This is a genomic window from Bordetella genomosp. 4 (assembly GCF_002261185.1).
GTDB lineage: Bacteria > Pseudomonadota > Gammaproteobacteria > Burkholderiales > Burkholderiaceae_B > Bordetella_A.
Map to the genome: position 1 here is coordinate 1052973 of NZ_NEVQ01000013.1, position 22738 is coordinate 1075710.

Below are 22738 nucleotides of genomic sequence, written 5' to 3' on the forward strand. Positions count from 1 at the left end.
TGCTACCGTCGCAAAGGCCATGATCGTTACAAATCGAGCATGCGCAATAAAAAAGCCCCGGAAGGGGCTTTTGTTCATCAAGATCTGATTACAGAACTTGAATCTTCGTTGCTTGCGGCCCCTTGGGACCATTAGCTGTCACGAAGCTGACGCGCTGGTTTTCTTCCAGGGACTTGAAGCCGTTGGCTTGGATTTCCGAGAAGTGCGCGAACAGATCTTTGCCACCCGCTTCCGGGGTGATGAAGCCGTAGCCTTTTTCCGAGTTGAACCACTTAACAACGCCGGTTTCCATACTGTATTTCCTAAATGTTGTGGGCAAAATGCCCGGGAGTCACGAATCAATCAAGAAGGGGACAGTAGAACAATAACGCCGGCCGGAAAGGCACTGCACTGATCGAAAATCACAACGCTTGAGATCGTGTGCCGTCACTATCGTTAGGTTCCCCTGACAAGTCAACATAATCCTCAAAAATACGTACCAATAATGCAACAAAGCGCAACTGCAAGGCCGTATTTTCGGAACTATTTGCGCAGGAACGGGTCGTGCGCAGAATCTGAAATCAGTCGACCGGAAGTCCCAACAAATCGAGTGCGGCGTTATAGGCGTCTTCGTCTGCGCACAGGAAGACGGCTACGTCGCCGGGATTGAGGTTGTCGAGCACTTGGTCGATTTGATCTTGCGCCGTGTCGATTTCGTCGACCACAGTCACGTGAATTTCCGCGCCTGCATCGACTTTTTCGTGAGGCACGATATCGGCGATGGCCTCCAGGTCGGACACCCCCGTGACGACGTAAGTGCTGATGCGCTCGCCGTCTATGGTGGTCTCCAGCGCGACGCCGCCTGAAATTTCGGCGGTCTGTGTGCTGATTATGTCCATGTGCGTGCCCCTCCTTCATGCTTTGGTACGCAAGGGACGCGACTATACCAGCCTGGAGTGAACTATGTAGTCATAATCGACCGTTATATGGGGTTCGGATTTACCCTAATCTTTGGCTGAATCTGTTTTTTCTGAGCTGCCGTCGCCCCATACTTGGCTTTGTTGTCGCCCACAGGGTTTGACAGTACTCAACAACTAAAAGGACCTGAGACTATGCAACGTGATTTCGATCTGGTCGTGACCATTCTGGGCGAGCTGCGTGACGCGGATACGGCAGCGCTATCGCAAGAGGACATCGAGGCTGCTGTGCAAGCAAGCATGCCGGATGCGCCCCCCGCCCCATTGATTGCGCACCATCTGGATATTTTGTCGGATGCAGGTTTGATCACACTGGTGCCTGCCACCGATGACAGTGATGCGGAAACCTACTGGCGACTGACCTGGAAGGGTCACGATGCGCTGGAGCAGGAAGAAGACGATGAGGATGAAGACGAGGACGACTATGATGATGAGGACGACGACGAAAATTGACAGCGTCCGGTATTAATCAAACCGACACGATTTGCACGAGCCCATGCCCCGCTCGTGCATGACTGGATCAGCCCGGCTCCAAATCAATCTACACCGGCCCGTCGTTCGCGCAATACACGACGGGCCAGCAAAGCCGCTGCAGCACCGATCACTAACGAAAACATGGAGGCAGCGATGGCCAGCAGCGCCACCATGTCCCCTGCCCCGGCATCGGCCGCCAAATACGCTACGACAGCCAGCACAACGAGGGACTGGGCACCCACGCCCGCTAGACTTTGCGTGACGCGGGCGAATCGTCCCATCAGCGCTCCGCCAGCCAGCGCCAACGACACCACAACCGCCATTCCCCAAAAAATGGATTCGTACGACTGCACGATGGTGACTCGCTTGTGAACAATAGGTAGCGGCCAGAATAGCATGGGCGTTACAAATGAATTGGGCTGCGCGTCACACACCGACGCGTAGCCCAGTTAGCCCCCCACAACCGCCCATGACGCGCATGGCAGGACGCTAGGCGGCAGGCTGATCAAAGATCAAACACGTCGTCGTGGCATGGGCGTACAGCTTGCCATCGGGGCCGACGAGCCGGCCCTCTGCTGTCGCCACTTGGCGCCCGGCGTGGATGACTTTGCCCTCTGCACGCACCAGAGGAACGCGGTCGCTTAAGGCCCGCACCATGTTGACCTTGAGCTCCAGCGTGGTGTAGCCCTTGCCCGCAGGCAACATCGAATGAACGGCGCAGCCGACCGCGGAATCGAGCAGCGTGGCAAACCAGCCGCCGTGCACGCTGCCCAGCGGGTTGTAATGTTTGCGTTGGGGCCGACCCTGGAATACGGCAACTCCCGGCTCGATATGGACGGGCACGAAATCCAGCGTCGCACCGATGGGCGCAGGAGGCAATTCCCCGGCAAAAATCGCTTGCAACAGCTCCATCCCAGTCTTGCCGGCGATGGCCGTGGACGGTCGGCTGTCTGCGGGCATCAGACGCGCGCGCACGGCTTGCTCTTCGGCTTCCCATTGGGCGACTTGTTGTTCTATGTCCATCGGCACTCCTCGTCATCAGCATCGTAGATATGCGAGAGCTTAATCGACCTGGACGCCTGCCCGACGGCGCTTGGTCCCGAAGTAGCATTTCGCACACGACGATCACACTATCGACGCCCGCGCTTGGTAGAATCGCTCCCTGCCTGTTTTCTTACAGATTCCTGAAACACCATGAATTCGTCTGATCGTACCTCCCGTCCACTGGCCCCTCTGGCGGCATTGATTTTCAGCTCGCGCTGGCTGCAACTCCCGCTTTATCTGGGCTTGATCATTGCCCAGGGCGTCTATGTGATGCTCTTTCTCAAAGAGCTGTGGCATCTGGTCTCGCATGCCTCCAGCTTTGGGGAAATGGAGATCATGCTGATCGTGCTGGGACTGATCGATGTGGTGATGATTTCCAACCTGCTGGTCATGGTCATCGTGGGCGGCTATGAGACCTTTGTGTCCAGGCTGCGCCTGGAAGGCCACCCGGACAGCCCGGAGTGGTTGAGCCACGTCAATGCCAGCGTGCTGAAGGTCAAGCTGGCCATGGCCATCATCGGGATTTCGTCTATCCATCTGCTGCGCACCTTTATCGAGGCAGGCAATATCGGCTCGCCCAACTCGCGTTTCACCGAGACCGGTGTGATGTGGCAGACCATCATTCATGTGACGTTTATTTTGTCGGCAGTCGGGATTGCCTATGTCGATAAGCTACTGGCGGCGCCGGTCAAGGAGCATTGAGCCAGCACTGCCAAGTATCGGCAGCAAAAACCCGCCGGGGCTGTGGAAAACACAGCCCCGGCGGGTTTCTCTTTTGGGCTGCCTGGGCCGGCAGGAGGATGTCGCAATAAAAGGCGCGCGGCCCGGCGCATAAAGCGCACCAAAAGAAAATCCCCCAAAGACACCGGAATGCCAGGGGGATCATCAGAAAGTCAGCACAAGGCCAACCGAGTCGTACATAATCGTGGTGCGAAGGGGGGGACAACAACTCCTAGGCTTGGCGCGGCTTTCAGCGGTATGTGGGGCTTTAATGGGGCGCGTTGCCCTCATTTCAGGGAGAGAAAATTATGTGCGGTCGCATCGTCCAAAAGTCTGGCCCGCAGGATTACGTCGAGCGCATCTTTACCAACCTGGGAAGGATATTCGATGATCCGGTCGGGCCTCGCTATAACGTGGCGCCTGGGACTCGTCCGCTCACGATCCATTGCCTGGACGGGGCTGAGCAAATGATGCGCCTGCCCTGGGGTTACCAGCCGCACAACTCCAAGCATTTCATGGTCAATGCCAAGCTCGAGACGATCCAAAAGAATGGTTGGCCGTGGAAGATGTTGATTGGCCGGGGCCGCATCCTCGTTCCCGCCGATGGTTGGTACGAGTGGAAACCGCTCACAGACGACCCGAAGCCGCCCAAACAGCCCTACTACATCCACGGCGATGGCCCGTTATTCTTCGCAGCCCTGACGGCTTGGCGTCCCGGTGACGAACTGGACAAGGCTCATGGGTTCGCCATCGCAACGAACGATTCCCGGGGCGGGATGGTGGACGTCCACGATCGACGCCCAATCGCGCTGCCTGCCGATTTAGCGCGCCAGTGGATCGCCCCTGATCTGCCGGTTGACGAGGCCAAGGCCTTGCTGGCCGCGGGCCTGCCCGAAACCGCCTTCACGTGGCACCCGGTGCGGCTAGAGGTCGGCAGCTCGAAGTATGAACTGCCAGACGCGATCGAGCCCGTACCGGCTATCGAGGGCGAAAATTAGGGGACATGGACCTGATTTCTGGCTGGAATATACTGGATGAAGCTACAGTGTTTTCAGCCATGCCAGAATCGAAATATCCCCCCATGACTCGCGACGAGTTAAGCGAAATCATGCAGCGCCGCCTAGGCGATCCAGACATTATGAAGCTGCTGCGGGAGGTATCGCGGCTGCGGGCTCACGCGCGCCAGACTCACTATGTCTACCGGATGTGGATTAATGATCCGAACTCCATGGCAATCGTTTGCGCGGAAACGCACCTCCGGCAGCTAGATAAAGAGCCGTTCGTCCGGGAAGACGACGAGGACGAACGGGCAAAATCCCACATTCCGGGGACCAAGTATTACAAGCCTAAGCCGGTCAAATAGCCCGGCCCATACGGGGTAACATGTGATTACCATGATCTACCCTATCCCCGAATACCTACAGGACACCCGCGACGGCAATGAATGGGCTATAGCAGCAATACTTAGCGACCGCGTTGTCGGTCTGCTCCATCTAGCCAATGTAGCGTCAGACCTTGTCGAGCATCTGGACACGCCTTCCGCTGAATTCATCGTCAAACGATGGGTCCAGACAGCGCCGGCCGATTTACTTGAGCTACAGGCGCTCGGCAATGTGAGTGCCGGCGTCATTACTGCCGAGGGTTTTGAAGAGCGGTGGAAATTGGCCGAGTGGCGGCCTCTCGATCAGTTGCCCGAGGACTCTTAGACTCCAACGATAGATAAGCAGGCAACTTTGGCGTTTCCCCTAAATTGACCATGCAACATATTTTCAGCTACTAAGCATCTATTATCGACCAAGGGGAAAAATCATGTCCTTTACCAAAAATTGGGTCAACCAGCAGGAAAACAAGGAAGAACTGCAGGACTTAATGAAGGCTCTTGTTGAGGAGGGAGGGCTGCAACGTGCGAGCGAAGGTATCGCAAAAAAGCTGGCGAGCACCGGAGATTTTCAAGAGCTCTCAACAGACCAAAAGAGCGTGTTTGACAAATATATCCAACCAAATTTGGTCATTAATTGCGCAAACCCAGATTGCGAGAATGAAATAGAGATGCATCTAGTGGCCGATGCTATTCGCTACGGCAGAGACGACGCTCTATGCGCACATTGCAATTACGTAATCAATGACATGCCGGATAACATGTAAAGAAATTACGGGTTTTTAGAACTGAAAATCCATCAAATCACATAAATTATCTGACTGCATCGTACGCCCTCTCACACATCATGCCCGCTATTCGGGCACGGTCTGCAACTTTTGCAAGTTCTGCAGCTCGGTCGCTAACGCGGCTGAGCATGTAGGCAAGCAGATCGACGGCGTTGGTCCCTGCCGGGCCTCCGTCGGCAGCGACGGGATCGCGGGCGACTGCGGCTCTAGCCAACGTGTTTGCGTGCTTGCGCAGCCTGCCAAGCTCAGTGTGCACACGGTCAGCATCAGCCGCCGCAACACGGGCTTTCTCTTGCGCTTCATCACGGGCTTTCTCCACGGCGGCAGTGCGCCGCCTTTCTTCGGTTCGCGCGGCCTCGACGGCTGCAACGGTGGCTTGCGCCTGGTCGTTCATGGTTTGGGCGTGTGCCGCCTCTATATTTGCGATCCGCGCTTCGTACCGCCAACCCTGAATGACCCACGCGCACGGCCCTACCAAGATCGCAGCGACCACAGCAACGGCGGCATAGCCCTTCCAACCCGCCAGCGCCTTAATTGCCTTCTCGATCATGATCCACCCAACCAGTCAGGAGGATCTTTGGGCTCGACAGGCTGAGGCGTGACCGCTTCTTTCACGTCTGCTACAGCCTCGCTCGCCTTATTGGCTGCGGACTTCGCGGTAGTTGCTGCCTGACGAGCCGTCGCGCCAGCCCCCGCGGCAGTTTTGGAAGCGCCTTCAGCCTTGGAAACCGCCTCTTGCGCGGCCTGAACGGCAGCGTCAGTCTTTGCCACCAATGGGGGCAGTCGCTGCTCAATGATCAGCATCAGTTGATGGTTTATATCCTGCATCCGCTGAATCTCCGACTGGGTCGATGCCACAACCTGAGCCTCCCTGTCGTCGGAACGGAGTTTGGCCAGCGACCAGCCTGCTAGTAGCCCTCCCGCTGCCACCAGGCCAATCATTAGGCAAACTAGCCACGCCCAGCGGCGGCAATCAATTTGTTTGTCCGGATGCGGTTCCATCTAGTGTCTCCTTCTTGAGAGATTCCAAGGTAGCGATGCGAGACTGCAAGGTCTGTATGCGCGCTTCTGCCACGCTAATTTGCTGCAGCAGCATATCGATTCGAGCTTGCTTGGCGCCGTCTTCGCTTAATGCTCGATTGCGTTCCGCATAAGCCTCGTCTAGCCGCTGAAGAAGGTCACCTATAAATGTCTTTTGATCGCTAATGATTGCCTTAAGACTTTCCACCAGTTGCTGTATCTGCTCGATTGAGTACACTGCTCCACCGGCCGAAGCCTCTGCCACACGATCACGCCGCATGACTCCGCGTACCAGCCAGATCGCGACGCAGACTATGACGGCAGAACCGCCAGTCAGCCCGAGCGCGTTGACTAGAGCATTGCCCTGGGCCCACCCACTAACAACATCAATTCCGCCGTCCATCAGCCCCCCAGCGCAGCGCGAGCCGCCTCAAACCTGCGTTGCCGGTCCTCCCACCCATTGGGCAGCCCGTTTTTGTTCTTGCCATTGACGCGGATCGACAGCCGTAAAAAATCGCCGGTATCGGCGATCTCGTTGCAGCCATTGTTTTTCCACCACCAGCCACTACATCGGGCTGCGTCGACTGGTCGCTCTAGCCATTCGGGATGATTGACATAATCCACGCCCAAGCCGTCAGAAACCGCCTGGTAATTGGCCCTGCCGGTAATCTGGATCAGGCCGCGCCCTCGATACCTTGAACCGTCGCCGGGCTGACTATTGCCGAGGTCTGCCCTACCCTCGTAACGCAACTGTGCCGGCGTCGGCCCCCAGATCTCGTGCGTATGCACGAAACCCGCCGACTCGTGCCCGATGGTGGCGATATACATCGCGGCACGCAGAGGCGAGACGATCGCGAACTCCATCATTGATCGCTCTATTGCGTCATACCACTTGGCGGCCATAGTAGGCGAGAGCATGGCCGCTTTTGCAAAATCAGACTCGCGCATCAAAACTCCAGACGTAAAAAAGCCCGCCGAAGCGGGCTCTTCGTTGTTACAGGTCATTCAGTCCGACGCTCGGGCCAAACCCCGTGCGGACACTATTGACAAGGGCCCCCAGCGCACCACTTGGGGGAACGGTGTTGTAGATAGCCACCATCCGAACGCGACACTCGCCGCTCAGACTGCCGCTATGCGTGGCCCCGATTCGCAAATTGGCGGAGAAACTAGTCCGAACTTCACCGAGGGCCGGATAATTACTGCTTGCGTTTGCACCGCCCTGTCCTAGAACCGCCGCCCCTGAATTGTCTTCAGCCTTGAACGCAGCCCCAATGATCGCCCAGCCGCCGGGGAGATTCCGGGTGACCGTAGGACCGCCCGATGGCGCAGCATCTGCGCCGTTTCGATCTCGAAATAACTGCGTGTAAAGACTCGACCCTGAAATTCCGACAGAGACTGAGTCGCCTCTTGAAAAAGGGGTGCCCGCCTGCTCAGCAGAGGAAAGATTCGACACCACTGCTGCGCCGCCACCATCCAGCTTTTGCGCGACGGCAAGAATGGTCATGTCGGCGGTGCTGGGCAACTGCGTATCGAAATAAGCTTCTGGACCCACGCCAGCCCCATCGGTCGAATAGTCGGGAGAACCGACAACAAGCAGTGGTAGATTAGGGTTCACGAAATTTCGGCTCGACATCGAGTCACTGGTCCCAAGCACATACAGACCCACCAGCCCCGTCGTGTAGGAAAGCTCAGGGGCGCTGAAGTCGCCCAGCCAGGGGAAATTCAACGAAGGGGCATCGACGCCAAGTTTCAGATAAGCCATAACTCACACTCCAAGTGTAGGAAGAATTTGTTGACGCACGAAGCGATGTGCTCCGCCTTCGCTGACATGAGCACCATCTGCCCACTGACCCCGCGAGTTCTCGATGCTGAAGCTATCCCAGGCGTCAAAGCCATTGATGAACTCCACTTGCCGAGCCTTCGCCGTCTCCCAGGCTGCGTCGCGGTAGCGGATGAGCGGGATCACGGTGGAGCCATTCGACTTCATGGGAACGGCTACTACGGACCCGCAGTCTGCGTTCGCTGAACGGTAGGCATCGATAAGCATCTCGTGCGCAGCTTTAAAGCTTTCGATGCTCGCCCGCGTCCGGCGGAAATCGTTCGTGCCGAGAATCTGCACTGTGACGTCTACATCGAGCGCCGCCGCAAAAGGCTGCACCCAATCAGCGAATGTCATAAAGTCGTAGCCGGTCGCTCCGCCCTGCCCGACCTTCAGCACCTCGACGCCGACCGCCGTGCTATCGCGCAGCAGTTGACCGAATAGCGCCACCGTGCCAGACACCCATTCCATCTGCACCGTATGGGCCGATCCCGTTGCAAGCGCAATCACAGTCGACTGAACCGCAGCACCAGCTGGGTTTGGCGTCACCGTCGTCCACGCGCCTCCGTCAACGCGCCATCGGAATGAGCCGGTTTGCGCGCCGAAGAACACGGTGAACGTGTCTCCGTGCACGAGGTTGCCAAACGTGATCGCATCGCCGGCCGTCGTCCAATACAAGGCGAACCCGTCTGGACCGCACCCCATAGGAGGGCCTGGCTGTGGGTCGTTTGTTGCGTCGAAAAGTGTGCCGCCCGTACGCGAGCCGGTGACGCCATCAAGATAGTATTGAGGATCGAAAGACAGCCAACCGGTCCCCGCTCGGCCAAACTCCGCGTGCAGTACAGCAGCCAGCGCCTGGGTTATGGTCAGATGCTCCGTCCAACTGTCGCCCGTCAGAAGGATGCGGGCCTGACCCACGCCCGCTTTGACGAGCCCAAGCTTGGCCAGCCAGCGGCGCAACGATGAACCATCTGTGCGCAAAGGCAAATCCCGATCCAAAAAAGTCGGAACTGACGAGGCCGAATCGTTTCCAGCCGTAGCCTGGATAGCTTGCGTGAGCCGCGGGCCGAACCCCATAGCGTCCAAAAGTCCGCCGTCTAGCCAAACAGGGACCCGCTCATTTGCATAGCTCGCGAGAGCGGCGATGCTGCTCGTTCCAATGCTCTCACTGATCGCCGTCCTTGACAGCGCTTTGGCGGCTACAGACAAACGCGGGCCAAGGCCCATCGCATCCAATCTGCCCGCATCCAGCCATACCGCTACCCGTTCGTTGTCGTAAAGCGCGACCGCTACCGAGGCTGGCTCCATGGTTTCAAATCCCAGACCGCCTTGGAGCTCAGCCACGTCAGCCTGTTTAGCCGGCTGCACCTCCGCCCATTCCCATCCGGCCGCCGTCATTACCCAGTCGCCGTTCTTCTCTGGGTCGGCGTCATTTGTCACCCGCCCAAGCGTGCCAACCGGCTGCGAGGTGTCGTCCACCATCCGTTTATCTGATGGGCTGTCGTAGCTGAGGTAGGTTTTTCCGGCAAAATCAATGATTGCCGTTGTGAGCCCTTCATCGCGCCAATCAATTGCGGGTTTCAAGGACGTGATGCGATAGGCGTCCGCCAAAGCATAGAAGTACGCATACCCATTCTCATCGGCCGTGACAGTGCCCGTTGGATATGGATTCGTACCGTCTCGATCACGATAGATAGTCACCAGCGCCTGATCGGACTCACGGCGAATAGTCAGCACAGCACCAGGTTGAACATTCCCCTGGCGATCAACAATGGTCTTTTGCCAACGAATTAGCATTGGTTCACCCAATAAAAAAGCCACCCGAAGGTGGCAATAAGCAAAAAGAAACCCGCTCTAGGCGGGTTATCTGATGGGGGCAAAAACGATAAATGACCCTGGCATGGTGATGACTCCGCCAGAAGGCCGTTCAAATTCGATTCGGAAATCGTTGTTTCCCGCAGAGACAGGGGCCAGCGTCCATAGTTGCCTATCCGCCACCTGGTCTCCTTCAATCAATACATTCGAGCCGTGGTAAAGCCGCACCCAGCGACCAGCGACGCCAACACCCGACCACTGCCCCATCACTACGGCCATATAGGTGCCCGGCACATCAATAGATACCGCCGAGAAGCTCGTCCCCGAGGATTCGCCGTAAGTCAGGTTGAAAGCATCAGAGCCGAATCTGGTCGCAGCCCCCGTAAATAATTTATCGAATGAAATTGACGTATCGCCATATGCAGGATTCTGAATTCGCGGCGCGCCCGCGTCCCCATTGGCAATCGCAATCGGATTGTCACGCAGCGCCAGCCCATCGACGGCGCGTATCGGTTTACCGGGCTCAAGAACCGAGTCCGGGATAGCAGTCCATGCCATGTTTTAGGTCCAGTTAAAACCAGGATCGCCATCGACCCGGCCATTTTCATCGGCCCACCATGCGCCGGTGAACTTCTGCTCATCCGTCGCATTTTCATAGGTGGGTGCATCGGACTCCATCCAGAGGCCAATGCGGTAATTGATCGAATACTCGAACACCTCGAGCTGGTACTCCGCCTCATGTCCAGGTGTGGTTTCCTCGGCGCTGAGAATCTGATAGCGAGTCTCTAGCGGGGCGCCGGTGTCATCGACGACGCCTCGGTGCAGAATATCCACCACGTCGCCCGTCCACATCGCGCGATCTTTGGCATCCACGCTGATCGTGATGTAACGCGGATTGTTCCGGTACCGACTGAGTAGACGCGCTGTCACATTGACCGCCTGGGCATCGCTGTGAAGCCAGCGCGAGTAGATCTTGCGGATCTTTTGCTCGCCGTACTGCTGTACCCCCTCGGCTTCCAGGTCTGCCCGAACTCTCAGCCGCCGGTAGTTGGATTCCTTCTCCAGGTCCTCGGTTGGGTCGCGTTGCCCCCAGTACACCCAGACCTGCGAAACCCGACCTTTCGGATCTTGGGTGACGGTTGCGCTGTCTGCGATGATGTTGGCGTTGTCGTTGATCTTGGGAACAACCTGAAACACTGGAGGCTTGATGGCCTCAAGCTTAATCTTTTGCTGCCGCTCGTCCCACCAGATGAAAAACAGACATTGCTCTGTGATCTCCGACAGCAGGTCAGTGATACCCGTCGGCTCAGTAATCAGGCCTGTCAAATCGAACTGCTGAAGCCACAGCGCCGCCTCGTCGGCCCACTCCGCCTTATTGATCCACTCCGTCGGAACGTCGCCATATTCGGTGAGCCATTCATATGCCAAGTCATCGACTCGGATATTCACGTATCGCAAACATATCTGCACCCGGTCACCCGCCTCGTGGCTGTCCGGGCTGCTGCCGTCAGTTGCCCGCGTGATCCCGGTCAGTTGGATCTCCGTATCACTGACCGTTACCACCCCCGTATAGGTCATCAACTCGTCGTTGATGCGCACGGTTCCGGGAGCCGGATACTCGGACGCAGCGGCGCCCGTTACCCGCAACTCACTAATGGCCCCCTCTTGCTCATAATCAACAAGCAGGCTCCCTTCGCTTGGGCGTGGCGCCTGTGCCTTGTCGTTATCCGCGAGCTTCAGCACATCCTTGGCGGTAACCTGCACACGCCCACGAGAGTCGGGGCCGTCGATCTTGTCGATCAGGTATGTCCTGGTAACCATGTCGCCCAGGGCCTGGCCAGCGTAGCCCTCGCGCACGCGCAGCACGCGATTGTTGTAGTACGGATTCCTCGCCAGCCATTTCGACCAGAACGTGCCTCGTTCCAGCGGGTTGTACCCACGATCTGAAACGTAGGGGTCTACCAGGTTGTCGGAGTGCGGGTGATCGTTGAACGATACTCGGACCGATGCCCGTTTCCCTAGCGGGCCGCTGTTCTGACTCCCTCCCCCGGGGTTGATTTCCGTAGGGGCAGTCGAAACCGACTGTACGCTGGGGATGCAATAGACATCCGGCAATCTCTCGCCAGGCTTGCAGAACCGTAGCACCAGTGGCTGCGGCGAATAGTTCGCGGGGTCCTGGCACGTCGTGCGCGTATTGAAGCACTTCCGGTCGCCGGTGACGCCCAGCGCCGCAGCGCAAGGCGAAACGCCATAACGATGCTCACAGAAGTCCTGCTCGATCTCGATAACGGTTTGCAGTTCCCGGCCTACTGTCGTCTCGTTCATGCGATCGCCTCGACCGAAAAACCGACTGACATCAGATCGCGCTGCCCCTGGTTGGATGGCTGAATATCGTCATTGCACCAGGCGTACAGCACCTCCTGCGGAAACTTCAGCGGATACCACGCAATGAAGAACGGGTACTTCCGAGCTGACTCTACGAATGGATCGAACCACTGCCGGTACCAAGCGGCAGTAAGGTTTTTCCAACTATAGGAAGTCGCGTAGCCCTCACGAATAATTGACCGACCCAGGAACTGCCCACCTTCGCTCTTGTTCGGCAAGATTTCCGTCTGGCGAGACAAAGTTCCAGGCGAGTGTCCGCCATATAGGCCGCGCTGCATTTCCAGAACGCGGCCCAGGTAAACCACGCCGATAGATGCCACTGAGTTATAGACTCGAATAACCCAATACCGCGCTGTCACTGGTGCGAACAGCAACATCATGGCCTTGTCATCAGCGGGCTCGACCGTCTCCAGTGTCACCCACGTGGCGTTGTCGTCGCTGTACTCAATGACGATAGTGGCGCCAGACGACCCTAGGGTATGACTTGCGATGCCGATATAGTCAATCTCAACCGGTGCTCCCGCATCCCAACCTGCCCAAGCGGGCACGGATGCCGGTCGCCACCGCTCGTACGTCATCGGGTTAGACAGCGCTGCCCCAGGAAATCCCGGCGTCTCGCTACTGACGTTCAGGATCGCGTCCCGCGTGATGGTCTGCCAGCCAATCCTCGCATGGTTCAGAGGGTATCCGCGTCCATCCGCATGGTCGCCCTGCTCTACCAGGCTCGGGCTTACGACAATTACGCTCATGCTACCCTCAGTCGGGCGCCGTCGCCCACAGCTTCGTTAATCGCGCTGATCAGATCGCGCACGGCCTTGCCAGAATACAGGCCATCGCCAATGTTGATCGTTACCGCCGGGGACTGCGCTTGCTGTTGTGCCCCCGCTGGCTGAGGTCCGCTGGCGGTCGCGTCGGATGGCTTGGAGTATCCCGACGACGGCGACCCGCCCCCGCCATACTGGGTGTTCTTGATTGAGGCAATCTGTGCTGCGGTAGCAGCGGCAGCAGTGGCAGCAAAGGCAGCGCCCAGCGGGGGGCCACCAATCTCTGTCCCCACTCGATATGCCTGCGTCACCGCTTCATAACCAGATAGAACTGCCCGAGAGATAGCCGCAATCTTGCCGATCTGGAACATCTTCTTGTTCCCGCTGTCCATGAGAGACGCCAGATTTCCGAGCATTCCATCCATGACGGAAACTCGTTTCGCTCGCTCCTGCTCGGCGATCTTGATCCGAGCCGCAGCAGCGGCCGCGTCAATGTCAGTTAGGCGTTCCTGGTGCTCCTCTGCCAGGCGGAGCTCGGCGATCCGGCGCTCATCCTCCGTATCCTGCCTGTCCCCATAGAGTTCATCTATTGCCGCCAGCCGTTCTACGTACCCCTGTATCTCAATCTCCGTTAAGGCGGCCTGCTGCTCAGCGGAAATTCTCATCTGATTGCTCAGATAGTCCTGGTAGCCAATCAGCCGCCCCTCGTATAGTTTCTGATTTCGATCCAGATCTTGTTGAGCATCTGCTTCGGCAATCTTCGCCATGTTTTCAGCATGTTTGTTGGCCAGTTGCTCTAACAGGCTGTAATACTCTCCTCGATCAACTTGTCCATTCTTAAATATTTCAGCCAACTTGGTTTGGCGCTCTAGCGCCTCGGCCACCTCCACTTGCGTTCCTTCGCCGGCATACTTCTGTATTTGCTTGAGTTCTTCTTTAAGTTTCTCTATTCGGGTCTTTTCTTTCTCGGCATCTCGCTTTCCGCTAGCCTCGTCCTTCTTTCCTTGAGCAGCGGCTTTTTTCTGTTGCTCATATCGCTTCTCAGCAACATCTAGAGCGTCTATCTGAACCTTCAGTTTTTCCCGCTCTGCATCCGTTAGCTTGGAAAGCTCGCCATGCTCTAGGTCATAGCGTAAAGATGCTGCTTGGCCGGACACCCCCATAAGCGCGATCTGTTTTTTAATGATCGCTTCCTGTTTAAGGAACTCGGCAGATAATGACGCGGCCGCTCCAGCAGTAGCCGCTCCTGCCGCAGAAGCCACTGCCTTGAGTTCGCTCATCCTTCCTGTTAGTCTTTCCACGGCAGACGATGCAGTGTCTAAATCCCCTCTAGCACGGATCAATGCCTGTTCGAACTCAGCGAGCAGCGGCGACCCCGGGGGGATTCGTTTCATTTCCTGACTCAGGCCCGCTATATTGTCCTCAAGAAGTTGTACGCGCGACTTTGCCTCATCCAGAGGCGACTGAAGATCCAGCATCGCTTGACGCGCTTGGTTCTGGGTTAGCTTGCTGGCTTCACTATTGAACGCGTCAACCCTTTCGGTCAGCGCCTCGATACTCTGCTTTGCCTGATCTCCACCACGCCCGAACGCGATCAAGGACGTAGCCGCAACCGCGGCGAGCGTAATAAATCCTGCCGGGCCGCCAAACAATGCCGCCAAAGAACGTCCAACGGTAACCTGTGCTGCCTGCGCGGCTGTGACACGCTTCTCCGCAAGCTCAAGCGCGATCTTCGCAGCCGTCAGCTTGCGGGTAGATACGTCCGCAGCGTTTGTCGCCGCAATCTGCGCCATCGTTGCCCGAGCCTGCACTAGCTGAGCCTGAGACAGCCTTATTTCCTCTGCTGTTGCTACGCGTTTGGCTTGATATGCCGCCACCGTCGCTACGGTAGACGCGCCCATTCTTCCAATGTAAGCAGCTAGTGCGGTAACAGCCACACCGCCAGCGATTTTCGCCAGCGTCTCGATATGATCGGCCAGGAAATCAATCCCGCTAACTAGCGCAGCAGTTGCGCCGCTAGCCTCATTTTGTATTCCGATCAGGTTTTGGAAGTTGTTCGATACCCTCTGCAAGGCATCACGCACAGTGGTAGGCATCTCACCCACTTTGCGCATGTTGTCATCGAGGGTTTCCAGCAGGGCGGTATTGATCTCGTTCAGGGCGAGTTTGCCCTCGATGCCCAGCTTTCGGATCTCTTCTGCAGACTTCCCGGACGACTTCGAAATAGCGTCAATTATCGTAGGCATGGCGGACAGGATCGTCTGCCACGTCTGAGAATCTACCCGACCGGTCTGAATAGCCTTGGAGTAAGCGTCAATGGCCGCGCGTCCCCGATCCGCGCTGGCGGCATTTGTCACCAGCAACGCCGAGAAGCTATCCGTCAGATCAATCGACTGCTCCAGGGAATACCCGAGGCTGCGGATTGACTGGGATGTCTGGATGAATAGCTCTTGCGACTCCTGCAAAGACCGATAAGTGCTATTGGCCGACTGCACCAGACGACTTTGCACCAGGTTGTACTCTTCCTGGCTATTCGTGGCCTGCTTGATCCGGCTGGCTACCTGCCCCCAGTTATCGGCAATGTCGATAATCTTGACCGCCGAAAATGCAGCGGCGAAGCGCGCGCCGAGCGAAGCAATGCTGCGCGTAGCCATTTGCGCTTGACGATCAAAATCGTTAATGCGCGCAGTGGCCTCACGCAGGCCGCGATTCAGGCCAGTAGTGTCCGCCCCGACCCGGACAAACACACCGCCGATCTGGCTACCGGTTGCGCTTGTTGCCATTCTTCATCATCCTTTCAAGGCGGTCAACATCATCCTGGGTCAATGACCCCGCGTAATCCCGCTCTTTGTCCCGAGGCCGCTTGATCTCGTAGATACGCCACCATTCCGTCGGCGTCATATCCCAGACCTCGCTTGGGGCAAGGCCCCAGTTGCATACGGCCAGGTCATACAGGACGCCCCAATCAACGTCTTTTATTTCTTCTTCACTGCTCGCGTCTTGGGGCTTTCCGCGTTTCCCTTATTAGGGTTCTCCGGGAATGCCGCCATCACAATGGCATGCGCCATGCTTGTGACTGCATTCTGATCGCCGTGGATAAGTTCGACGTATACGTCATCTTCGGTCGCAGCCACCCCGGCAGCCTGGAGAAAGACAGCAATGGCCGATGCGATATGCGTCAACTTCGGCGCTCCGGTCCCCAGGCTATGAGCCAGAGCCGAAAGCGATACCTTCTGCTCCACGCGATTCAGCAGGGCAAGCGTCGGCTTGATCGTGTATTGCTTGCCCTTCCATCCAATGGCGACTTCCTGAAAGATCGCGGCCATTATGCGGAGGCCTCAGGAGTGAACACCCAGGCGCCGGAGGACTGGACCGTCGCCGAGAAAGTCACAGCGTCTTGATACTCAGCGCCAACCTCGAAGTTGCCCAGGAAAAAGTCGCCTGTAATGGTCCCAAGGCCGGGGATCACGAGCGCGTACTGCTCCAGGAAATTGTTGGATGCTGGGTCAAACGCGATCAACGCCCAGTCGTCTTGGCGCATGATGCCTTCGACAGACATGTCGATCGAGCGAGTGGCAGGAGTATTCAGCAGCGTGCGGAACGCGCCGTCGCAGTCCTGCGTAATGTCGATGGGTTCGCCAGCGATGGTAATGGTTTTGGTACGCGCGCAGATTCGAGGGCCAGAATCATCGGTCCCCACGTAAAAGGCGACGTCGCGACCAGCAATAGCATTCAAGTCAGCCATGGTGCAAAACTCCGTTAAGAGTAGGTGGTAAGGAGACGGAACCGGATAACGCCGTGGCGAGTGATGCCGTCGGGGTCAAGAAAGGTTTCTTGAAATGTCGCCTGCAGATCTACGCAATACGTGTCGTCTATCGGCAGGTTGTATCGGTGCAGGGATTCATAAACCGCCTGCAAAATCTGTTTCGTTCGCTTGCGACCCTGGGGCCCGCCGGCCTGCGAGGGTCTGTCCCACACGTGGATAACAACATCCGTGTCCGCGCCCAGCCCACAATCCTGGCTCCACTCGACTGCCGATGCCTCACCAATCACGATGTAGGGAAACACGGTGTTCTGCGGAACATCGTCATACACTCGGGTACCGACAAGCGAGACAACGGGCGCGTCAGTAGTAAGCCGCTGGTAGATCGCGACTTGAACTTCCCACTGATTCATTGGCCTGACCTCTTCCGGGCGATCTCGACAATCCCACGCAGCTTCTTGAAGAACTCGAATCGGTTCCGCTGCAAAGCCGGCCCCAAAAATGGCCGGGCTGGCATCTGCTGGATTCCGAACTCAAGCCACGCTGCCTTGAAATCATTCGTGTACACGTCTGCGACCGTTCCCCGATAATCCACGCCAAGGCTATTTACGAGCTCGCCACTATCCACGTTCGGCGCTTCACCTGGCTGAGAAACCGGTCGGCCACCTTTTATCTGGCCGTTCGACGTATTCCGCATGGATCGCTGCGCACTATCCAGTACCGCATCGGCCGTCTCGCTAACCACATCGGCGATCTCGGCGTTCATTGACTGCTCAAAGCTCCGGATCTGTTTGAGCGTGGCCTGTATGCCAAGCGTGCCAGCGCGTCGAGTAGCCATTACGTCGGCACTCCTTCCTCGACCTGGAGCTCCATCTTGTCGTTGAGCTCGTTGACGTTGACAACCGCCCGGATCTGATAGGCGTTGCCCTTGTACAGAATCCGATGCTTGGGCGTGATGTCGTCCCGATACCGAACTACCAGCCGGTGGACCACCCCGGATTGCAACTGCATGGCCTGCAGGCGTTCGTACATGCTCTGGTGCTTCCAATGCGCCCAAACGGAAAAGACCGTCTGCCAGGTCTTGACGAATCCGCCGCCGCCGTCAGGCGTCGTGATTTCCTCCTGAATCGCAATTCTGGAGTTCATGGGGCCCGCTCGCATCACACACCCATCTTCACGCGGTGGGGCATCAGCAGGTACTCGGCGCCAACCGGAATCTTGGCAAACGACACGCCGGCTGCCACGTCCTCACGGTTGGCGTACAGGTGCCCAACCGTCAGCAGGATTGCCGCGCGGATCAGGTCATTGACCACCATCGGATCGTCGCCTGCCGTACCGGCATTCACTGCGGCATCGAGTTCGGCCTGATCCGCGTACACATTCCGACCGAGGAAAGATTGCGCCGACAGCTCCGCGGCGTTGATCCAAAGCGCGATGAGGCTGTCTTCCTCTGTCTCGTCCACGCGCAGATGCAACCGCGCCTGCTCCAATGTCACCAGCGCCATTACTGCCTCCGGAAGGCGTAGGAGCCTATGCCCTCGCGCCCAATCTCTGTTTCGACCGTGTTGCTTTCGACGCACGCGAACCCCTGGGCTGCCATCCATCGGATGATGCCGTCATGGGTCCAGTACCAAATGTGTTCGTTCTTGCGGAAGTGCTTGCTCCGCAGGCAGTGATCCGCACCTTCAAATATCGGTAGGGACACGAAGACCCATTCCCGCGCCTGCTGCACCGCCGCGCCCGGGTCCTGGATGTGTTCCAAGCTGTCCCAAAAGGACAGCGCTGCGCACGTGCCGGCATACAGATCCTGGTACCAGCCTCGCTCGCGCAGCCATTGCACCCCGGCCGGGTTGACGTCGTATCCGTACGTCTGGCTCCGTGCCTCCACAAACTGCCCACAGCCGATGCCCACATCGAGCAGGGGTCCCTCGTAATGCCGGGATACCAGATCCACCCGGGCCTGAGTCAGCGCACGGCCTATCTCGGTGTCAGCGTTCTGGCGGTACTTGGCGAAGTACTCCGTGTCGTAGGGCATGTCCTCCGGCTTCACCGGGTAGTAACCCATCCCGTACTCGGGTAGCCAAACCAGGCCGGTGCTTGCCTGTTCCGAAAAGGCCTTGTCCATCCAGCCAGGCGCGGAAACCTTCGTCAAATCCATGAATTTCCTTGTTGCAGTGGTGGAGCATGTTGGTGCACATGCACATCTTCTTTGGCTCCGCCCAGCCCACCTTCGATAGATCCATCCATGGCGCTGTTAGCCTGGATCGATGGTTATGGCCGCCCTGCCCACCGTGAATCACATAGAGGGGCGTTCCAGCCGCGATACATGCGGGCACGATCCAACCCACTCCCCCAACTACGACGTCTGCCGCTTGGATGGCCCCCAACAGTTGGGACACATCCCACTGCCCTCGGTGCAGTACCAGATCCGCCTTCGGCGCCGGGCCGACAAGCCATTCCTTGCCGGGCTCCAGGTCAGCGACCGACACGACGTAGTACCCGCGCCGCTTCAACTCATCGACTGCCGCGTGCACATACTGCGGGTCGGGGTTCCTGGCCGGGTTGTGCCACTCGGCCCGCTCGGTCACCGGCCTAACAATCGCCGTGGGCTTTCCTGGCCGCAGCGGCGATCCGAACTGGGGCAGATCGAAGGCCCCTGGGCGAACCCCCGACTGCCGTCGCATCGCATCCAGAATCGAGCCAATCGCCAGTTCGCGTGGCCCATATGCAACCCGAACTCTCCTGGCCCCTGCGGGAGGGCTCACCCAGCGGGCCCGCGAGCGCTCAGCGTTCTTGGCTTGCGTCCTTAGCTTCGTGTTCGGCTTGACCAGATGAAGGTCGAGATCCGAGTACAGTTCCGGCCAGGGAGTGACCACATAGGCACCCGGCATGTTCTTCAGAAATGCCCGTTGGTAGATCGAATCCCCCAATCCATGCATTCCGTCGACAATTACCGTGCCTTTCGACGAACGTGGCCGAACCGCTGACCGCTGTTCGCTCAAAGCCTCCTTCAAGGTAATTCGGTCGAAGCAAGTCAGAGCGGTAACCCTCGTGCAGTTCACGATCGCCACGTCCCTAAGACGCGAGGCGAGTTGCGTGAACTGCGCAGGCCAGTCTTTCACGCCACCGGCATTGCCCAGCCCTTTGGGATGGTCCTCATGCCAATGGGCTCGGCCACCAGTGAGCTGGCAGTCGTACCCGAGAAGGATGATCTGCCTGGCGCCCCAATGCGCTGCCAGGGCAATCGCTCCCACTCCAGAGTTTTTCCCCCGGTTGAAAATCTCACGCCGCACGCCTGGATAGCGAATCGGGGCCCATCTCTCCCCGGAGAAAACCTGCTCCGCCTCTTTTCCGTAACTCTCCCACCACACCTTGTCCATGGCGTACAAGACGTCCGCCCATGGAGCCATCCGGAACGTGGTGTTCGTTACGATTACTCCGCGGCCTTTTTCCGCCTTCCGCCACGCTTTGACGGCTGCGCAATCGTCTGCGGTGAGACTTGGGCCACTGGCGATGCAGACAACGGTATGCCAGCGGCCTGCGGAGGGACATCGCCTTCCGTGAGTTTGGCAAGCCCACGCCGCACAAGCTCCTTAGCCTGTACATCGCTGACGTCAAACTCGTCTCCGGGGCGCCTTACCCCGCCGTGCATGAAAGACGACCGCGCAGTCACCATCACCATTCAGGATCTCCGATAGAGGCGGGGCCGAAGCCCCGCCCACGCCTTAAGCCGAAACCGGCAGACCGTCGAAGTCGCCCTTGACGAACGACTCGGGACGGTACACCGACAAGCCCACACGCTCCTCGCACAAGATGGTGACCATGTTCTTGACGAAGTTGTCACGGTCTTCGGTCGAAACCGTCACCGAAACGTCTTCGCGGTCCCAGCCCTGCGCGCCCTGCTGGAAGGCGCCGACCAGGAAGTCGCCGGCATCCATCGCCTTGGTCGGAACGACCGGCCGACCCCACAGCCCAGGGGTGGCCAAGCCGGTGGGGGTGGCGAACAGATAGGCGTTGTCCGTGGTCTTGGTCAGCTCGATCGCCGCCCAATCGATCGGGCTGAGCACGATGCCGTCGGCGTCGAATTCGGCCAGAGTCACCTGCAGCAGAGCCAGGCGGAGGCGGTCAATCGCGGTTTCCGCTTGAACCGTCACGCCCGGGTTGACGTAAGTCGTCGCCTGCGTATAGATGCCGTTCAGGTTCAGGCCAACGCCCGAGCCCTTCAGAAGCTGCGCTTCTTCCTTCAGCTTCAGGCCATAGCGCAGGCGTCCGTCGATATAGCTGGCCAGCATGGCAGCGTCCGACAGGACTTGACGCGAGGCGCGCACCCAGTGAGCGATCGTGGCAACCGGGTCAGTGTCCAGCTCAAACCTCAGATCCGACTCCGGCTTCGGGTTGGCCGGGTTTTCCGAAACGACGTCCGCGTTGTTGGTAAAGCCGGACTCCCGGACGTACTCAATGCTGTTGGAAGTCGTGCGACCCCACGACAGCAAGTCACGGATGAACAGACGCTGCTGAACCGGTTGGATCAGGCCAACGCGGGTAGGCTGAATCAGTTCACCTGCCGAGGTGTCCAGGCTGGTGACCGCGGCCTTCACCGGGACAGAGAAGCTGCCCTTGGCGCCACCGGCAGCCTTGGCCGCGAACGCATCGAAGCCGTCAGCTGCGATGAACTCTTCGCCCATCGACTTGGGCCGACCCGCTCCGCCGCCGCCTTCCATCTTGACGATCAGCTGCTCCGCAGCTTGCAGGCGAGCTTGCAGTTCGCCTTGCTGCACCAGCAGTTTGTCGACAGAGGCCTTGGTTTCTTCGGAGAGCTTGGCGTGGGCCTTGATCTCTTGCTGCGACTGCTCGGCGTAACGCTTCAGGTCGTCGCCAACCTGCTTGAGATCTGCTTGGACCTGCTTGTATTCCTGTTCAATTGCGCTCATCGCAATTACTCCTATATCCGTGGAACTTCGAACTTTGTTCGGGGCATGGGCCCCACCGATGCAACTACGGCTGAATCGCTCAGGCCGTGTTCGGTGGAATCGCGCCCACCGCTGCCAGCCGAATCCCTCAGGCTGGACTTAAATTCGTAGATCAGGCGCTGCGCCTCGCTACGGGGCATGCCCGAGCTGCGCAGAGCCGCCTCCAGCCTGCGCACGGCAGCAGCGCTCGCTTTGGCTTCACCTTGGGATACTTGATCGGACGGCAGAAGCTCGTCAGCGAACCCACCGTCAATTGCTGCGCTGCCGCCTATCCAGGATTCGGCGTCCATCAGCTTCTGCATCTCAACCACCGGTCGCCCGGTCCGCGCGGCATAGATGTCCGCCATCGCCGCGTCAAACGGCGCCAACGTGTCAGCGGTGGCCTGCAGGTCGTGGCGATTCCCAACAGCCATAACCCAGCAGTTGTGGATCATCAGGAACCCGGCGCGTGCAATCTGCACTGTGTCCCCCGCCATAGCGATGACAGACGCAGCCGAGGCCGCAAGGCCAAGTACCTTCACCGTCACCTCGCCGTCGTGTTCGCGAAGCAGGTTGTAGATGGCCATGCCCTCGAACATGTCGCCGCCCGGCGAATTGATGTTCACCGTCACCGGACCCGCGCCAATGCTGCGCAATGCCCCGGCAATCCGCTTGGCCGTCACGCCTTCCCCGGTCCACCAGTCTGTGCCTATGACGTCAAAAACGCTGATGCTGCGATCGTCGCCGTCCGCTGCCGCTTGGATGCCGGTGTTCCAGCGGTCCAACGCCCGGGGCAGCAGCTGGCCCGCCACGCCCGCGCAGGGGCTTCCCGACGGAGCAGTCGGCAAAGTTTTCAAAGACAT

30 protein-coding genes are annotated in these 22738 nt (G+C 58.3%); 6 read left to right on the forward strand and 24 right to left on the reverse strand.

All coding sequences use genetic code 11. The features are described from left to right. Positions 1-88: 88 nt before the first annotated feature. On the reverse strand, positions 89-292 hold the full coding sequence (locus tag CAL20_RS15080) for a cold-shock protein (protein ID WP_012249703.1): 204 nt from the start codon (positions 290-292) through the stop codon (positions 89-91). A 268-nt stretch (positions 293-560) separates the two neighbouring features. After that, complete coding sequence (locus tag CAL20_RS15085) at positions 561-878, reverse strand: hypothetical protein (protein WP_094838236.1); 318 nt, start codon at positions 876-878, stop codon at positions 561-563. Between the two features lie 213 nt (positions 879-1091). On the opposite strand from CAL20_RS15085, the gene CAL20_RS15090 reads away from it, so the two are divergent. Continuing rightward, positions 1092-1409, forward strand: a complete 318-nt coding sequence (locus tag CAL20_RS15090; RefSeq protein ID WP_094821946.1) for a DUF2513 domain-containing protein — start codon at positions 1092-1094, stop codon at positions 1407-1409. Positions 1410-1492: 83 nt separating this feature from the next. Here CAL20_RS15090 and CAL20_RS15095 read toward each other — a convergent pair whose 3' ends face one another. Together CAL20_RS15095 and CAL20_RS15100 are read right to left on the reverse strand one after the other, a co-directional pair. Next, on the reverse strand, positions 1493-1828 hold the full coding sequence (locus CAL20_RS15095) for a hypothetical protein (protein WP_254924114.1): 336 nt from the start codon (positions 1826-1828) through the stop codon (positions 1493-1495). Between the two features lie 91 nt (positions 1829-1919). Beyond that, a complete protein-coding gene (locus CAL20_RS15100; protein ID WP_094838237.1) occupies positions 1920-2453 on the reverse strand; it encodes a PaaI family thioesterase in 534 nt (177 codons plus the stop codon). 171 nt (positions 2454-2624) lie between these two features. Between CAL20_RS15100 and CAL20_RS15105 the strand changes: the two genes are divergently transcribed. From CAL20_RS15105 to CAL20_RS15125, 5 genes are all read left to right on the forward strand, one after another. Next, complete coding sequence (locus tag CAL20_RS15105) at positions 2625-3176, forward strand: TIGR00645 family protein (RefSeq protein ID WP_094821948.1); 552 nt, start codon at positions 2625-2627, stop codon at positions 3174-3176. 326 nt (positions 3177-3502) lie between these two features. Further along, on the forward strand, positions 3503-4192 hold the full coding sequence (locus tag CAL20_RS15110) for an SOS response-associated peptidase (protein WP_094838238.1): 690 nt from the start codon (positions 3503-3505) through the stop codon (positions 4190-4192). A gap of 5 nt (positions 4193-4197) precedes the next feature. Further along, entirely contained in the window at positions 4198-4557 is a 360-nt protein-coding gene (locus tag CAL20_RS15115; protein ID WP_094838239.1) for a hypothetical protein, read from the forward strand. Positions 4558-4588: 31 nt separating this feature from the next. Continuing rightward, the gene (locus CAL20_RS15120; protein WP_094838240.1) at positions 4589-4900 is read left to right on the forward strand and encodes a hypothetical protein; all 312 of its coding nucleotides are present in this window, start codon (positions 4589-4591) and stop codon (positions 4898-4900) included. A gap of 103 nt (positions 4901-5003) precedes the next feature. Beyond that, positions 5004-5339: a hypothetical protein gene (locus tag CAL20_RS15125; RefSeq protein WP_094838241.1), complete on the forward strand. Its 336-nt coding sequence runs from the start codon at positions 5004-5006 to the stop codon at positions 5337-5339. A 46-nt stretch (positions 5340-5385) separates the two neighbouring features. Here CAL20_RS15125 and CAL20_RS15130 read toward each other — a convergent pair whose 3' ends face one another. From CAL20_RS15130 to CAL20_RS15235, 20 genes are all read right to left on the reverse strand, one after another. Further along, positions 5386-5910: a DUF2514 domain-containing protein gene (locus tag CAL20_RS15130; protein ID WP_094838242.1), complete on the reverse strand. Its 525-nt coding sequence runs from the start codon at positions 5908-5910 to the stop codon at positions 5386-5388. Next, positions 5907-6188, reverse strand: coding sequence for a hypothetical protein (locus CAL20_RS15135; protein ID WP_143277070.1), 282 nt, complete (start codon positions 6186-6188; stop codon positions 5907-5909). The genes CAL20_RS15130 and CAL20_RS15135 overlap by 4 nt, the downstream gene beginning before the upstream one ends. A 145-nt stretch (positions 6189-6333) precedes the next feature. Beyond that, on the reverse strand, positions 6334-6783 hold the full coding sequence (locus CAL20_RS15140) for a hypothetical protein (RefSeq protein WP_094838244.1): 450 nt from the start codon (positions 6781-6783) through the stop codon (positions 6334-6336). After that, positions 6783-7298 carry a glycoside hydrolase family 19 protein gene (locus CAL20_RS15145; RefSeq protein ID WP_179266674.1) on the reverse strand — a complete coding sequence of 172 codons (516 nt, stop codon included), beginning with the start codon at positions 7296-7298 and terminating at the stop codon, positions 6783-6785. Before CAL20_RS15145 ends, CAL20_RS15140 begins: the two co-directional genes overlap by 1 nt. Before the next feature lie 76 nt (positions 7299-7374). After that, the gene (locus tag CAL20_RS15150; protein WP_094838246.1) at positions 7375-8142 is read right to left on the reverse strand and encodes a hypothetical protein; all 768 of its coding nucleotides are present in this window, start codon (positions 8140-8142) and stop codon (positions 7375-7377) included. Between the two features lie 3 nt (positions 8143-8145). Next, positions 8146-9996: an SGNH/GDSL hydrolase family protein gene (locus CAL20_RS15155; RefSeq protein WP_094838247.1), complete on the reverse strand. Its 1851-nt coding sequence runs from the start codon at positions 9994-9996 to the stop codon at positions 8146-8148. Positions 9997-10062: 66 nt separating this feature from the next. Next, entirely contained in the window at positions 10063-10572 is a 510-nt protein-coding gene (locus tag CAL20_RS15160; RefSeq protein ID WP_094838248.1) for a hypothetical protein, read from the reverse strand. Positions 10573-10575: 3 nt separating this feature from the next. Beyond that, the gene (locus CAL20_RS15165; RefSeq protein WP_094838249.1) at positions 10576-12339 is read right to left on the reverse strand and encodes a hypothetical protein; all 1764 of its coding nucleotides are present in this window, start codon (positions 12337-12339) and stop codon (positions 10576-10578) included. Next, entirely contained in the window at positions 12336-13148 is an 813-nt protein-coding gene (locus tag CAL20_RS15170) for a discoidin domain-containing protein (protein ID WP_094838250.1), read from the reverse strand. Before CAL20_RS15170 ends, CAL20_RS15165 begins: the two co-directional genes overlap by 4 nt. Continuing rightward, on the reverse strand, positions 13145-15946 hold the full coding sequence (locus CAL20_RS15175) for a tape measure protein (protein WP_094838251.1): 2802 nt from the start codon (positions 15944-15946) through the stop codon (positions 13145-13147). The genes CAL20_RS15170 and CAL20_RS15175 overlap by 4 nt, the downstream gene beginning before the upstream one ends. Continuing rightward, on the reverse strand, positions 15924-16142 hold the full coding sequence (locus tag CAL20_RS25885) for a phage tail assembly chaperone (protein WP_143277076.1): 219 nt from the start codon (positions 16140-16142) through the stop codon (positions 15924-15926). The genes CAL20_RS15175 and CAL20_RS25885 overlap by 23 nt, the downstream gene beginning before the upstream one ends. Then, a complete protein-coding gene (locus tag CAL20_RS15180; RefSeq protein WP_094838252.1) occupies positions 16139-16489 on the reverse strand; it encodes a GTA-gp10 family protein in 351 nt (116 codons plus the stop codon). Before CAL20_RS15180 ends, CAL20_RS25885 begins: the two co-directional genes overlap by 4 nt. Next, entirely contained in the window at positions 16489-16908 is a 420-nt protein-coding gene (locus CAL20_RS15185) for a phage tail tube protein (RefSeq protein ID WP_094838253.1), read from the reverse strand. The genes CAL20_RS15180 and CAL20_RS15185 overlap by 1 nt, the downstream gene beginning before the upstream one ends. A gap of 14 nt (positions 16909-16922) precedes the next feature. Then, positions 16923-17339, reverse strand: a complete 417-nt coding sequence (locus tag CAL20_RS15190; protein ID WP_094838254.1) for a DUF3168 domain-containing protein — start codon at positions 17337-17339, stop codon at positions 16923-16925. After that, the gene (locus tag CAL20_RS15195; protein ID WP_094838255.1) at positions 17336-17764 is read right to left on the reverse strand and encodes a hypothetical protein; all 429 of its coding nucleotides are present in this window, start codon (positions 17762-17764) and stop codon (positions 17336-17338) included. Before CAL20_RS15195 ends, CAL20_RS15190 begins: the two co-directional genes overlap by 4 nt. Next, positions 17764-18087 (reverse strand): phage head closure protein, encoded by a 324-nt coding sequence (locus tag CAL20_RS15200; RefSeq protein WP_094838256.1) that lies wholly within the window; start codon positions 18085-18087, stop codon positions 17764-17766. Before CAL20_RS15200 ends, CAL20_RS15195 begins: the two co-directional genes overlap by 1 nt. After that, complete coding sequence (locus CAL20_RS15205; protein WP_094838257.1) at positions 18087-18431, reverse strand: head-tail connector protein; 345 nt, start codon at positions 18429-18431, stop codon at positions 18087-18089. The genes CAL20_RS15200 and CAL20_RS15205 overlap by 1 nt, the downstream gene beginning before the upstream one ends. Further along, entirely contained in the window at positions 18431-19084 is a 654-nt protein-coding gene (locus tag CAL20_RS15210; protein WP_256981515.1) for a class I SAM-dependent methyltransferase, read from the reverse strand. Before CAL20_RS15210 ends, CAL20_RS15205 begins: the two co-directional genes overlap by 1 nt. Before the next feature lie 1567 nt (positions 19085-20651). Next, entirely contained in the window at positions 20652-21857 is a 1206-nt protein-coding gene (locus tag CAL20_RS15230; RefSeq protein WP_094838260.1) for a phage major capsid protein, read from the reverse strand. Between the two features lie 11 nt (positions 21858-21868). Next, entirely contained in the window at positions 21869-22738 is an 870-nt protein-coding gene (locus CAL20_RS15235; RefSeq protein WP_094838261.1) for a head maturation protease, ClpP-related, read from the reverse strand.